The organism is Falsochrobactrum ovis (assembly GCF_003259955.1).
Lineage (GTDB): Bacteria > Pseudomonadota > Alphaproteobacteria > Rhizobiales > Rhizobiaceae > Brucella > Brucella ovis_A.
This window is the reverse complement of sequence record NZ_QLMK01000016.1, coordinates 1-13,430: the sequence shown is the minus strand read 5'-3', so window position 1 is coordinate 13,430 and position 13,430 is coordinate 1. Positions and strand designations below refer to the sequence as shown.

Sequence of the window (13,430 nt, the reverse complement as noted above, 5' to 3'; positions counted from 1 at the left end):
ATTATGTCTGTGAAACTATTTTCTCAACCTGATGAGACACCTTGGACAGACACAGGTGCGGGGACAAAGCGCCGTGTCCTCATCCATACAGATGAGCTAATGCAAGTTGAATTCAGCTTTGAAAAAGGAGCTGTCGGGGCTCTTCATTCACACCCGCATGTGCAGGTGAGCTATGTCGCAGAGGGCCGCTTTGAAGTTTCCATTGGCGGCGAGTTGCAAATCATGGAAAGCGGGGGCAGCTTTATAGTACCAAGCGGTGTTACCCATGGAGTAACTGCACTCGAAGCTGGACGTTTAATCGATGTCTTTACTCCCCTTCGAACTGATTTTCTAAACCAGTAAATAAAGATGGTAGTTTAAAATCACTATTTCCGCTTTGTAATTCTACCTGCAAAGTCGGCGTATTATCACGCATCATAGTGAAGAGAGCGAAAGAAAATTCGCATAGATTCTATGCTTAATTGCCAATCGCTCTCTCAGCCGATCCCACTAGCCTAGTGTAATCCTCATATTATGGGTTTAGGCCTTACTGACATATTCAAGCTTCAGATCACGCCGTTTTGCTTCTTCTGAACGATTGGACTGAGATCCATATCCGCCGCCACCCGGCAGTTTCAACACAAGCCGACGATCCGAAGGCACATGCTGGCGGCCTTTTGTTGCAAGTACGCTACCGTCATCAAGCAACACAGCACCCGGCGCGCCATCGCCGCCACCTTCTCTGCCGCGTGCGGGATTATCCACACGGTCAAACATTGCGTTAAAATAAAACTCGTGGCCTGCTGCCGGAGCAATTTCAACAATCTGACCCATGCCGCCTCTGAATTCGCCTGCGCCACCCGAGCCATCGCGTAATTCTTTACGCCAAAAAATGACAGGCCCCACATGTTCGGTAGCTTCGATCGACATTGATTGCACACCGCTTGGGAAAGCGGTTGCATGTAATCCATCTTGCAACGGCCGCGCGCCCATTCCGCCAGAATTAAACAGCAGAACCTCAGCCCTTCTGCCCCCATCTTGCGGCGCATTTTCACCCGTCAATGGCCGTACGCTGACATGCAAATTCCATAATGCACCCGAACCTTCGGCCGGCACCGAACCGGGTAACATTTTATGAACTGCGCCAAAAACCGCATCGGGCACCAAATGCCCTAATACGTGGCGCACAGATACCGGAGCTGGGCGCTGTGCGTTCAATATGCAATCGCTGGGCGCACTAATTCGGAATGGCAATAACGACGCATAATTATTAGGAATTTCTGGCGCAATTGCACATTTTATAGCGTAACAAGCATAGGCTGCGGAATAAATCAGCGGACAGTTGATTCCTTTAGGACTTGGGGCTGATGTCCCATCAAAATCAACAAGGATATGATCTTCGTTCACATCCAGCCGCACGGCAATATCAATCGGTGAATCGTAACCATCCACCCGCATAATATTATTGAAAGAACCTCGAGGCAGCGCTGTAATTCTTTCTATAGTAGCATCATAACTACGTTTGAAAATAAACTTGGCTAAATCTTCTAAATCCGCAAGTGCAAATTCATCCATCATCTCCATCAGGCGACGCTGGCCGATTTCATTACAGGCCGCGAGTGAATAAACGTCACCCACAACCTGATCGCTCTCCCGAACATTATTATGCAGTATATTAACGAGATCCTTGTTAACGACACCCCGTTCGGCAAATTTCATTATCGGGATAAAAATCCCTTCCTCATAGACTTCATTGGCATCTGGTCCAAAACCACGTCCGCCAACATCAACCACATGCGCTGTACAGGCAAAGAAACCGATAAGCTTGCCCTTACGGAAACTGGGCGAAACTACAGTGAAATCATGAAGATGCCCGGTGCCCTTCCAGGGATCATTGGTTATATAGACATCACCTTCATAGATATTCTCAACACCGATATCGCGGATGAAATGGCCTACCGCTTCGGCCATAGCATTCACATGGCCCGGGGTACCGGTCACAGCCTGTGCAATCATTTGGCCGCTTTGATTAAAAACACCTGCGGATAAATCGCCCGATTCTCGCACGCTGGTGCTAAATGCCGCGCGGATCAGGGTTAAAGCCTGCTCCTCGACAACTGAAATCAGCCGGTTCCACATGATTTGCATGTGAACATCAGAGACTGCGTTGTTTACCATATCATGCCCCCATTAATTTTGATTTTGTTTACGCACGAGCAGGCTGCCATCTGGCTGCATCACGGCCTCACGGCTGGCGGTAATAATAGTCGACGTTTCGCGCTCGGTAATAATTGCCGGACCTGGGATAAAGTCGCCGGATTGCATCGCGCTGCGAGCGATGATCGATGCCTCTAGGAAGCGGCCTAAATGTGCATCAAACAATTGGCGGGTAGTTTCCGCTGTCGCTCGCTGTTTCTTTGCCACTTTTTCACGTGGCTGCGGCATGATTAGTTTGGAGGTTGCGCGTAGCGACCAGCTGACGATTTCGATATCCAAACCGTCAATAATCCGTCCGAACATATGTGTATAAGCATCATCAAAAAGCGCTTTAATGTGCGTAACATCTGCAGGCGAATAATCGCGCACCTCAATGGTAACAGGCACTTCCCAACCTTGCCCCACATAGCGCATATAGGCGGTGCATTCTAAATCCAGCTCGGCATCGGGCGCGCCTTGTCTGACAAAAGAAACCGCCTCATCGACAAGACTGCGAATGATATGATTTGCTGTGTCTGCGTTAAAGTCGCTCAGCTTACAATAAGCACTACGCACACTTTCATAACCGAATGGCGCACGCAAAAAACCAATGGCTGAACCCACACCGGCCCCCGGTGGAATGATCAGTTCATCAATAGCTAGTTTTTCACATAAACGTGCTGCATGGAGTGGTGCTGCGCCGCCAAAAGCGATCATGGTGAATTCAGATAATTCTTCGCCGCTTTCAACCGCATGCATACGCGCCGCATTGCTCATACTCTCATCAACAACTTCACTGATGCCATAAGCACTAGTCACTTCATCAAGCTCGAGACTTGAAGAAATATGTTCGCGAATTGCATGACTAGACGCTGATGCATGCAGTTTCATCGCGCCCCCAGCGAAAGCATCAGGATCCAGTCGCCCAAGCATCAAATCTGCATCTGTCACGGTTGGTTGTTGGCCGCCACGTCCGTAACAGGCTGGCCCGGGTTCTGACCCTGCACTATGCGGGCCGACGCGGATTTGCTGCATTGAATCAACAGTTGCTATCGACCCTCCACCGGCACCAATTTCCACCATCTCTATGACCGGTATGGAAATTGGCATGCCGCTTCCTTTTTTAAAGCGATAAGTCCGCGCCACTTCAAAGGTCTTAGATGTTTTAGGTATTTGGTTCTTGATGAGACAGATCTTGGCAGTTGTCCCGCCCATATCATATGAGACGACCTGATCAATGCCATAGCGCATAGCTATATCGGCAGCGAAAATTGCGCCTCCTGCAGGTCCTGACTCCAATAAACGCACTGGAAACTCTATTGCGCTTTCAACGCTAATAATTCCGCCCCCGGAATGGATCATAAAGACAGGGCAATCCGCTCCCTCACGTTGCAACCTACCAACCAATCGATTAAGATAAGAAGCCATCAAGGGCTTAACGAAAGCATTTGCACAAACAGTATTAAAACGCTGAAACTCGCGCATTTGCGGCGATACTTCAGCCGAAATCGATACAGACAAATCCGGTTTCTTAGCCAATAAGCAGTCCAGAACCTGTTTTTCATGGCTTGCATTCAAATAAGAATGGATGAAACCAACAGCCACGCTTTCATAATTGCGACTTATGATCAGGTCACATAGGTCAGAAAGTTCTGCCGGGTTTATTTCTTTGAGAACTTTTCCATCTGCGCCGATACGCTCATCAAGCACAAAACGCTCATCACGAGAAATTAAAGGAGCGGGTAAAGTGATGTTCAAATCATACTGCTCAAAACGGCTTTCCGTGCGCATTTCCAACACATCACGAAAACCTTTAGTGGTTATGAAAGCAGTCTTAGCGCCACGGCGCTCAATTAAAGCATTGGTCGCTAGCGTTGTTCCGTGAATTATAGTGTCGATCTGGCTCCAAGCGACGCCAGCAGTCTGCGCTACCTGCCCAATACCTTTTACGATCGCCTCTTCTGGAAAAGAATAATCGGTCAAAACTTTCGTTGAATGGAGCTTGTTACCAACCTCCATGGCGACATCGGTAAATGTCCCCCCTATATCGACGCCTACCCGAACAATTTCCCCATTTATTGTCATCAAACGCTCCCCATATGCATAAGTTCTTGCGACGATAGTCTTGGCCTTAATCTAACTTGACAGAAGCCTGGCCGGATTAGTGACACTGATTTGCCGCCTCGGGCGCGCAATTAACTCATCGTAATAAGTTATGAAGTACTATCTCATGTCAAGCTAAAAAACATAAGATAATATCACTTATTGTCGTGGACCCCAAGAAATGGATGTAAGAACAAAGATTTGTCGGGCTCTCGACAATTTTGGCAGAGCTAAGCGGTTTAACAATTGACCTTGAATGTTGGCTTTGACAATGAGATCATATCTCTCTTCAAAGGCACCCATTAAGCATGCCTTTTGGATCTAAAATAAATGTAGCAAGATTGGCCGGACTGTTCGCGCCTTGACCCATGCTACGTTATATTAATAGCGGAGCATTCTATGTCGCAGACTCTCACCAACCGCACAATTGAAGCGCTTAAGAATTATATTTCAGAAAATAAACTCAAACCTGGCGAAAAGCTTCCAACACTGCACGAACTTGCCGAGCAATTTTCCGTTAGTCGCACCATTATCCGTGAGGCGGTGATCGCTTTAAGGACCGAAGGGCATTTAATTTCACGCCACGGCGTGGGCGTATTTATAAGTGAAAAAAGCCCACTACAACCCGCTTATTCAGAAGAAATTAGCTCGCTCGCGCCATTAACACAAATGAAGGCGTCAACAATTGACTTGCTTGAATTAAGGCTCGCATTTGAGGTCCATGCCGCAGGACTAGCTGCTAGACGCCACACATGGGCGCAAGAAGCCAAGATTTGGGAAATACATCAAAACTTCCAAAAATCGCTGGATAACAAAGAAAAATTGGATCAATTGGACCTTGCGTTTCACCAATCTATCGCTGAAGCGACAAATAATAATGCGTTTCTTGAGTTTTTTCAGCTCATGAGCTTAAGAATAATTCCACAACCGGCTTTTTCCGAAAAACTTTTTCCCGATCTTATTACCCGAGATTACATTCAAATGACTATTGATGAGCATCAAAGCATTTGTGAAGCGATCAGTGCACAAAATAATGAGGCCGCTAAAAAAGCAATGCATGCGCACCTGACCCGTAGTCATCGCCGATATAGTCAGACACAACTTACTGAATTAAAATAAGCCCGACCTAGTAATCGGGCTTATTCAAGGTACTATAAATTATCGCTTATATTCACCAATAAGCTGCGATAACATTTCTTCTTCTTCGGCCGTCAAATCGGTCAAAGGCGCCCGCACTGAGCCAGCATTGAAGCCTTGCAATCTAACGCCTGCTTTTACCGCGGACACTGCATAACCCTTCGCACGGTTGCGAATTTTCATAAATGGATAGTAAAAACCAATCAAAATTTGTTCGCAGGTAGCGCGATCTCCAGCCCGCAATGCTTTATAAAATTTCTGCGCTAAAGCGGGCACGAAATTAAAGACTGCCGAAGAATAAGTGGTGAAACCAGCTCCCAAATACGCCTCTGCGAAAAGCTCTGCCGTAGGCATGCCGCCAAGATAAGTCAAGCGATCGCCCATTTTAGCGGTAATTTCTCGCACCAGACCAATTTCACCAGTACCATCTTTAAAGCCAACCAGATTTGGGCACTCATCGCAAAGCCGAGCGAGTGTATCGGCTTCCAAAACTGAATTATCGCGATTGTAAACCATCACGCCAATCCCGATGGATTGGCAAACTTTTTTTACGTGCTGGTAAAGCCCTTCCTGCGGCGCGTCGATCAGATAATGCGGCAGAAGCAAAATGCCGTCCGCACCCGCTTTTTCAACATTTTTAGCAATAGAAACTGCCATTTCCGTACCATAACCGCACCCAGAAACAATGGGTGTATTGCCGGCTGCCTGCTTAGCGACCCGTGCAATTTCTGGAATTTCATCTGGAGTTAGCGAGAAGAGTTCACCAGTACCACCGGCCGAAAACAATGTTGCAGCTTCAAAACCAGATAACCATGAAACATGCTCACCGTAACTATCGGCATTAAACTTACCGTTCTTGTCAAAATGCGTGACAGGAAACGATAAAAGACCCGCACCAAGTGCGTATTTCAACTCTTCCGGCTTCATAGATCCATAACCCCTTATGATGACATTCATCATAAGGCTAGGGTGGCCATAATAATAAGTCAACTACTTATTATTACAAGTTGGCAGCTTGTGTATTAAGATAGGCCCGGTATCGCCGCTGACTGCCTGCAAGGTGATCACGCATAGCCTCTCGCGCTGCGAGGGGATCGCGATTGGAAATCGCAGTCACAATACGGCGATGCTCTTCGTGCAATTTATCCAAATAAGAGGCTGAAGCAATTTCAGCACGCTGACCAAAAGCTGCGCGAGGGATCATATCGCCACCCAGCAAATTAATTAGATCAACAAAACGTCGATTATTACTTGCTTCAGCGATGGCAAGATGAAGAGCGAAGTCAGCCTTAGCTGTTGAACGTCCATTTTTAATACAGTTGCCAACTTCTTGAAACGCTCTGATAATATTTTCTTCTTGTTGGGGCGAGCAACGTGAGGCCGCAAGAAAAGCAGCCTCCACTTCAATCGCTGTGCGTAGTTCAAGCGCTTCAACAACGGATGAAATTCTTTTAGGGTCAATTCCTTCAAGTATGGGACCTGCGATTGAAGATGGCTCAAGCACGAAAACTCCAGCGCCTTGACGAGGCTCAACTAACCCCTCTTCGCGCAGCACTGAAATAGCTTCTCGTATAACGGTTCGGCTCACATTATGCTGTTTAATTAACTTGGCTTCACTTGGCAGTTTTTCGCCAGGTGCAGGATTTCCGGCCAAAATATTTTCACGTAAAATATTGGTAAGATTACGCGTCAAGCTTCCATCGCGATGACGAGCCAAAGACTTATTATGAACATTTTCCATATCAGAAACCGTCATTCATCCTAGGGGCTACACATCCAAAGCCTGCACATAATTTATGTACTTTGTAACCCATTATAACCTATTTCATCAGTCCATAGCATAGATTGATCGGTATAAATAAATAGAGCTCTGCTTAATCAGCGAACAATAACCGGTTCCTTACAGCCGGTTTTCGCCGACAGCAACATTGCATCAATCAAGGCATGGGCGGGCAAAGCGTCTGTTCCACTAATGGCTGGTTTGCGCAATTTGACCAAAGATTCGGCAAAGTCTTCAATGATCGCTTGATGCAGATCGTGTGAAAAAGCCATAGGATTAGCACCGGTTCCTGATTGCCCTTGTGAACCAATCGTTTCTGTGCGGCCATCATGCCAATGAATGTCCAACTGCCCTGAATGCAGCCGTAAGGTGGCTTTTTCAAAATGCAGAGCTATTACCTCGCTAGATCCAGGAAAACTCGCAGTTGAAGCCATAAACGAGCCGGCCGCTCCATTTGCAAATTTAATACCGGCAGTGACAAAATCTTCCGCTTCCATCTCATGCATGCGTGACGTAACCGCCATAGCTTGAACCGTTTCCGCGCGCCCGGTTAAACTCAAGGTTAAATCAATTATATGAATAGCTTGCGTTAGCAAAACACCACCACCATCGCGTGAATAGGTGCCGCGACCCGGCTCATCATAATAAGTCTGCGGACGCCACCATGGAACCGAGACCTCGCAAAGAGCAAGCCTACCCAATGCACCATCACGAATGATCTCTGCAGCAATTTTGGAAGCTTCACGCATCCGCATTTGAAATACAATGCCAAGAGACACGCCATGCTTCTGGCAAATATCGACTATTTGTCTGGCCTCATCGCTATTTCTGCCGACCGGCTTTTCTAGCAATATATGCTTACCGGCCTTGGCTAAAGGCGTGATTATTTCCTCTCTGACATTTGGCGGGGTCAAGATGATGCCGAAATCAACGGCTTCATCGCCCGCGATTTCATCAATTCTATTATAATGCCGCAGGCGATAACCGAGTTGAGCTTCTGCTTTATTATGAAATGCTAGCGCGCGTTGGCTATCTCGTCCCATAATACCATGCAAAATGACTGCATTAGATGCGGCTATTGCATCTAAATGCGTTTGCGCGACCATACCAACGCCGATGATCACTGCTTTTTTAGTTCGTGCAACGGTCATATCCCCCACCCAGCTTAAAGCAGCATAATATTATTAGTTATGCGGTATAAATTCTGCCACTGCGTTTGCGGCACCGACTTCTAGCAAACGTGACAGAGCTGCCGAGACAGTCGTTCTAAAGCGGTTATCGTCAGCCAGTTCTCTATTAAATATTTCTTCAAGCGAACAAAAGGCCGCCACTATGTCGGGAGCTGTTTTATATGGCTGGACACGTGCTTGAAACAACTCTTTCAGTGGATCACGAACATCAATCACAGCGCCTTTTTCATCAACGCCTCTAGCGTAACGCATCCAGCCAGCGACACCTAAAGCCAAACGATCAATCGGCTGACCGTGCGCTAAACGATCCTTGATCGTGCCCAGTAAACGTTGGGGTAGTTTTTGGCTGCCGTCCATGGCAATCTGCCAAGTACGATGTTTTAAAGCCGCATTTTGAAAGCGTTCAATGAGTTCATTTTTATAAAATTCAAGATCAAAACCAGCCAATTGTGCTAGTGTCGGGCTGATCTCCTGATCCATCATCTCTTTGATGAACCGCTCAAAATCTTTATTCTGCATGACATCCGAAATGGTTTCACACCCTGCAAGATAGCCCAGATAAGCCATTGTAGAATGACTGCCATTTAAAAGACGAAGCTTCATCAATTCGAAAGCACTGACGTCATCCACGAAGGTAACGCCGACATTTTCCCAAGCCGGGCGACCAGACAAAAATCTATCTTCCACCACCCATTGGCTAAAAGCTTCGGTCATAATCGGCCAGGCATCTGTCACGCCAATCGTTTCAGTAATCGCAGCGCGATCTTCGTCCGTCGTTGCCGGTACAATTCGATCAACCATGGTGGAGGGGAAAGAAACATTGTGCTCAATGTAATCGGCCAGGTTTTTATCACGCAAACTGGCAAACTGTAGAATGACGCGCTTCAACGTCTGGCCATTATCGGGCAGATTATCGCAGGACAAGAGCGTGAAAGGCATAAGCCCAGCTTCGCGACGTCGATGCAATGCTTCAACAATATAGCCAAGCGCAGATCGAGGCTTTTCAGGATTCTGCAGATCATGGATAATATCCGCATGTGCCTCATCAAGGCTCGCTGACGCAAATGCATAGCAATAGCCCTTTTCTGTGATTGTCAGAGATACAATTTTGACATGTGGATCACACATTGCATCCAGTACTGCCTGCGGGCTTTCCGGAGCCACGAGTAGTTTCAAAATACTGCCAATGACCCTGACTTTTTCCTGGCTGGAAGAGCGGATTGTGACGGTATAAAGATGATCCTGCGGTTCCAAAGCATCTCGCGTTGCAGGACTGTGCAAGGAGACGCCAATAATTCCCCAACCTGGCGGTCCCTCTTGCAGAATATCATCCGTATAAACTGCTTGATGGGCACGGTGGAACGCACCAACTCCCAGATGAACGATGCCAGCTGTAATCTCAGCTCGATTATAAAGTGGACGTTCAACGCTTTGTGGTAATGTTGCTAGCGTGGCAGTTGATAGTTTCAAATTTGCCTCGTTCATTTCAAGCAGATCCACTAAATTTTATATGCTGATTTTGCCAATCGGTAACTGAGATCTTGAGCCACCTCATAAGCTTCATCTTCATCCAAACGATGATCAGCAACAAGTCGTGCGAGATATGCGCAATCAACGCGACGCGCCATATCATGCCTTGCTGGAATGGAAAGATAAGCTCGTGTATCGTCGTTGAAACCGACTGTGTTATAAAAACCAGCCGTTTCAGTAACCAGTTCTCGATAGCGACGTATGCCTTCGGGACTGTCAAAGAACCACCAGGCGGGCCCCAAGCGCAAAGCCGGGTAATGTCCTGCAAGCGGCGCAAGCTCACGACTATAGCTGGTTTCATCCAAGGTAAAGATAATAAGCGTTAAACGCGGATCATTGCCGTAAGCATCAAGCAGGGGTTTTAGCTCTTCCACATAGCCAGTAGGGCGTGGAATATCCGCACCTTTATCTAGCCCGAATTTATCAAATATTATGGGATTATGATTGCGCATAGAGCCTGGATGTATTTGCATGACCAATCCATCTTCAATGCTCATCCCTGCCATTTCAGTCAGCATTTGCGCCCTGAATAATTCAGCATCTTCTGGAGATACATCACCTTTGAGGATACGATTAAAAAGTCGCTCTGCTTCCAATGGCGATAGATTTGCTGTGCGCGCGGTGGGATGGCCGTGATCGGTAGAAGTTGCGCCTCGGGCAATGAAATAAGCACGTCGGATACGGTGTGCTTCCAAATATCCCTGATAGGTTTGATCGGTGCCGGCAAGTTCAAAAAACTTTTTTAATTCAGTCTGAAAGTCAGGACGCGAAGCATCAATAACAGCATCTGGCCTATAAGCGGGCAGCACACGCCCCTTCCAGCCCGATGCTAAAATTTCATCGTGATATTTGAGATCATCTGTCGCTGAATCTGTCGTCGAGATCGCTTCAATGTTAAATCGTTCATAGAGCGCCCTTGGACGCATATGCGGCTGTGTTAGCTGCTCTGAAATACGATCAAAAAACACATCAGCATTATCGGCGGTCAACCGTTCGGTAATGCCAAAAATCGTTTCCATAGAATGCTCAAACCACATGCGTGATGGTGTGGCGCGAAATAGGTACCAGTTGCTTGCAAAAATTCTCCAAATTTTGCGAGCATCAGTTTCGACTAAACTGCCGTCCTTGCGTGGAATACCAAGACTTTCAAGGCTAATCCCCTGAGAATAAAGCATACGGAAAATATAATGATCCGGTTTAACAAATAAGCTGGCAGGATCGGGAAATGGTTCATTTCTAGCATACCATACCGGCTCAGTATGGCCGTGGGGCGAGATAATCGGTAAGTTTTCTACGGATTTGTATAATCGGCGCGCAATCTGACGAGCATCGGCTTCAATGGGAAATAAGCGATCAGGATTTAGCGACATAAGCCCCCCTCTTTTCATTAAGCATTATCTGGGTTGGCAATATATCATCATGATAAATCGCGATTATCAATGATAATTGTCATGATAACTTTAAAATAAGTATGTTTATCTTATTCAGATAATAGTTTTGATCGCTTAAATCTGCGGTCGGGCCTGTAGGCCCAACCATCACACAGCCTAAAAAATTGGGCTGTGCATCAAATTGGATGCACAGCCTCGTTAGTTTCACCCATCACACAAAGCATCTGCATCTAAGGCCGTAATAATGCCGCGCAATTCTGCTAGCCCTCGCAAACGTCCGATCGCTGGATAGCCCGGTGTAACTTTTTTCGAAAGATCATCGAGCATTCTGTGACCATGGTCTGAACGGAAAACTATCTTTCGGGTTTTGTCACGTTTACGATCTTCTTCGACCAAAACACGTAACAAAGCGACCATATCAACATCGCCCTCCAGATGGGCTGCTTCGTAGAAACTACGGCCATCGCCCAGTCGCGTCGTTGCCCGTAAATGCGAGAAGTAAATTCGTGATGCAAAGCGCTTCGCCATTTTAGGCAGATCATTATCAGCGCGCACACCAAGGCTTCCGAAACAGAAGCACATGCCGTTTGCCTCTGAAGGCACCGCATCGAAGATAGCTGCATAATCTGCTTCAGTGGAGGCAATACGTGGCAAACCAAATAGTGAGCGTGGCGGGTCATCAGGATGCAAAGTCAGGTATACGCCAAGCTTTTCTGCAACGGGGGTCACTTCTTCCAAAAACTCAATGAGGTTTTGGCGAAGTTTTTGCGGAGTAATTTGGGCATAAGTTTCTAATTTGTCTCGAAAGGCCGGAATCGTTAAAGGCTCGGTTGTGGAGCCAGGAAGAGCGCTTGCAATATTGAAAATAAGCTGATCGATATCAGCCTGGCTCATAGCTTCGAAACTTGCCCGAGCGGCAATGCGATCCTCTTCTGAATAATCCCGCTCCGCATCTTGTCGCTGTAAAATATGTAAATCAAACGCAGCAAATCGATTTTGATCAAAATACATGGCAGTAGCGCCAGTGGAAATTTCATAATCAAGATCAGTTCGGCACCAATCAACAACCGGCATAAAATTATAGCAGATAATTTTAACGTCGTTCTTGGCTAGAGCTTCCATTGAAGCGATCCATGCGGCGATATCTTGGCGCGCAGAACGTCCTTCTCGCTTGATTTTATCCGAAATAGGAATGCTTTCTACTACCCTCCAGATAAGCGGTGTGCGTCCGGAAGGCGTCGTTTCAATCAAATTTTTACGATCGGCCACTTGCTCATTTGTCCATGCGTCGCCAATCGGGACTTCATGTAATGCCGAGACAATATCTGTCGCACCCGCCTGCCTCACATCATCCAGTGATACACTGTCATGAGGCCCAAACCATCTCCATCCCTGACGCATTAATATCCTCCTGCGCTTGTTTGATTTACTTAGGATTACATGTAGCTCTGATCAGAAAAACCCGTTCAAGTTTGTCGTAATTCAGCAATGCCCGGCAGCATGGTATTGATATGTTGCGTCATAGCAATCACAGTTTTTAACGACCAAAGGGAGCAGCCAGCGAGTTATGATCAGGCTGGTGTGTTTTCTGATAAGGTGAAGCGATGAGGGTCGAACGCAAAAATTAAGCCGCTTCGAGTGTCGCTCGACAGTGCAAGCCACGAAGATCAGTCCATTCTCTACATATTATAAGCTTTGGGGCTGAGACCAGAACGCTCAAGTTTACGTCAGATTGATTGCATCAACGAAGTTCTCATTCTTTGAGTTTGTTTGTACTTTTGCATGCCGACAAATTGTATTGTCGTGAATGGCTGATTTCACGCCTCGCTTATATTAGATGCTGACAAAACCTCCTCCATTGGGCGAGCAATTTAATTGCGTAAAAACTATTGCAATTAAATGCAATCGTAATTAAGTAACCGTCGTTCTGACCTCTGGAATTGAACTGGAACCATCGGTTAGGCTCAGGACTCATTGCTCATAGCCAGAAGATAACGGTTGCGGCGAGAGCGATGGCAGAGAAGAAGGTCATAGGGCACCTGTCGTAGCGCGTAGCGACACGTCGCCAGTCTTTTAGACGCCCGAACATGATCTCGATCCGGTTGCGCCGTTTGTAGCGGCGCT

11 protein-coding genes are annotated in these 13,430 nt (G+C 46.9%); 2 read left to right on the top strand and 9 right to left on the bottom strand.

The window, feature by feature from the left end; all coding sequences use genetic code 11:
• Positions 1–3: 3 nt before the first annotated feature.
• Positions 4–342, top strand: coding sequence for a cupin domain-containing protein (locus C7374_RS13630; RefSeq protein WP_111576179.1), 339 nt, complete (start codon positions 4–6; stop codon positions 340–342).
• A gap of 177 nt (positions 343–519) precedes the next feature.
• On the opposite strand, the gene C7374_RS13625 is transcribed toward C7374_RS13630, so the two are convergent.
• Complete coding sequence (locus C7374_RS13625) at positions 520–2,157, bottom strand: hydantoinase B/oxoprolinase family protein (protein ID WP_111576178.1); 1,638 nt, start codon at positions 2,155–2,157, stop codon at positions 520–522.
• Positions 2,158–2,169: 12 nt separating this feature from the next.
• Positions 2,170–4,260 carry a hydantoinase/oxoprolinase family protein gene (locus tag C7374_RS13620; RefSeq protein ID WP_111576177.1) on the bottom strand — a complete coding sequence of 697 codons (2,091 nt, stop codon included), beginning with the start codon at positions 4,258–4,260 and terminating at the stop codon, positions 2,170–2,172.
• A gap of 417 nt (positions 4,261–4,677) precedes the next feature.
• On the opposite strand from C7374_RS13620, the gene C7374_RS13615 reads away from it, so the two are divergent.
• Positions 4,678–5,397 carry a FadR/GntR family transcriptional regulator gene (locus C7374_RS13615; RefSeq protein WP_111576176.1) on the top strand — a complete coding sequence of 240 codons (720 nt, stop codon included), beginning with the start codon at positions 4,678–4,680 and terminating at the stop codon, positions 5,395–5,397.
• Positions 5,398–5,436: 39 nt separating this feature from the next.
• On the opposite strand, the gene kdgD is transcribed toward C7374_RS13615, so the two are convergent.
• The 7 genes from kdgD to C7374_RS13580 all read right to left on the bottom strand — a co-directional run.
• Entirely contained in the window at positions 5,437–6,342 is a 906-nt protein-coding gene (gene kdgD, locus C7374_RS13610; protein ID WP_111576175.1) for a 5-dehydro-4-deoxyglucarate dehydratase, read from the bottom strand.
• 73 nt (positions 6,343–6,415) lie between these two features.
• Positions 6,416–7,171: a FadR/GntR family transcriptional regulator gene (locus tag C7374_RS13605; protein WP_245412673.1), complete on the bottom strand. Its 756-nt coding sequence runs from the start codon at positions 7,169–7,171 to the stop codon at positions 6,416–6,418.
• Between the two features lie 122 nt (positions 7,172–7,293).
• A complete protein-coding gene (locus tag C7374_RS13600) occupies positions 7,294–8,346 on the bottom strand; it encodes a Gfo/Idh/MocA family protein (protein WP_111576174.1) in 1,053 nt (350 codons plus the stop codon).
• 33 nt (positions 8,347–8,379) lie between these two features.
• Entirely contained in the window at positions 8,380–9,870 is a 1,491-nt protein-coding gene (locus C7374_RS13595) for a mannitol dehydrogenase family protein (RefSeq protein ID WP_170130255.1), read from the bottom strand.
• A gap of 14 nt (positions 9,871–9,884) precedes the next feature.
• Entirely contained in the window at positions 9,885–11,285 is a 1,401-nt protein-coding gene (uxaC, locus tag C7374_RS13590; protein ID WP_111576173.1) for a glucuronate isomerase, read from the bottom strand.
• A 225-nt stretch (positions 11,286–11,510) separates the two neighbouring features.
• A complete protein-coding gene (gene uxuA / locus C7374_RS13585) occupies positions 11,511–12,707 on the bottom strand; it encodes a mannonate dehydratase (RefSeq protein ID WP_111576172.1) in 1,197 nt (398 codons plus the stop codon).
• A 577-nt stretch (positions 12,708–13,284) separates the two neighbouring features.
• A partial coding sequence (locus C7374_RS13580) for a transposase (protein ID WP_146612710.1) occupies positions 13,285–13,430 on the bottom strand: 146 nt, incomplete at its 5' end.

Excerpts from the sequence above, each read along its gene's own strand:
- C7374_RS13625 (WP_111576178.1), bottom strand. The coding sequence starts at position 2,157 with ATGGTAAACAACGCAGTCTCTGATGTTCACATGCAAATCATGTGGAAC.
- C7374_RS13630 (WP_111576179.1), top strand. The coding sequence starts at position 4 with ATGTCTGTGAAACTATTTTCTCAACCTGATGAGACACCTTGGACAGAC.
- C7374_RS13595 (WP_170130255.1), bottom strand. The coding sequence starts at position 9,870 with ATGAACGAGGCAAATTTGAAACTATCAACTGCCACGCTAGCAACATTA.
- C7374_RS13615 (WP_111576176.1), top strand. The coding sequence starts at position 4,678 with ATGTCGCAGACTCTCACCAACCGCACAATTGAAGCGCTTAAGAATTAT.
- C7374_RS13605 (WP_245412673.1), bottom strand. The coding sequence starts at position 7,171 with ATGACGGTTTCTGATATGGAAAATGTTCATAATAAGTCTTTGGCTCGT.
- kdgD (WP_111576175.1), bottom strand. The coding sequence starts at position 6,342 with ATGAAGCCGGAAGAGTTGAAATACGCACTTGGTGCGGGTCTTTTATCG.
- C7374_RS13620 (WP_111576177.1), bottom strand. The coding sequence starts at position 4,260 with ATGACAATAAATGGGGAAATTGTTCGGGTAGGCGTCGATATAGGGGGG.
- C7374_RS13600 (WP_111576174.1), bottom strand. The coding sequence starts at position 8,346 with ATGACCGTTGCACGAACTAAAAAAGCAGTGATCATCGGCGTTGGTATG.
- uxuA (WP_111576172.1), bottom strand. The coding sequence starts at position 12,707 with ATGCGTCAGGGATGGAGATGGTTTGGGCCTCATGACAGTGTATCACTG.
- uxaC (WP_111576173.1), bottom strand. The coding sequence starts at position 11,285 with ATGTCGCTAAATCCTGATCGCTTATTTCCCATTGAAGCCGATGCTCGT.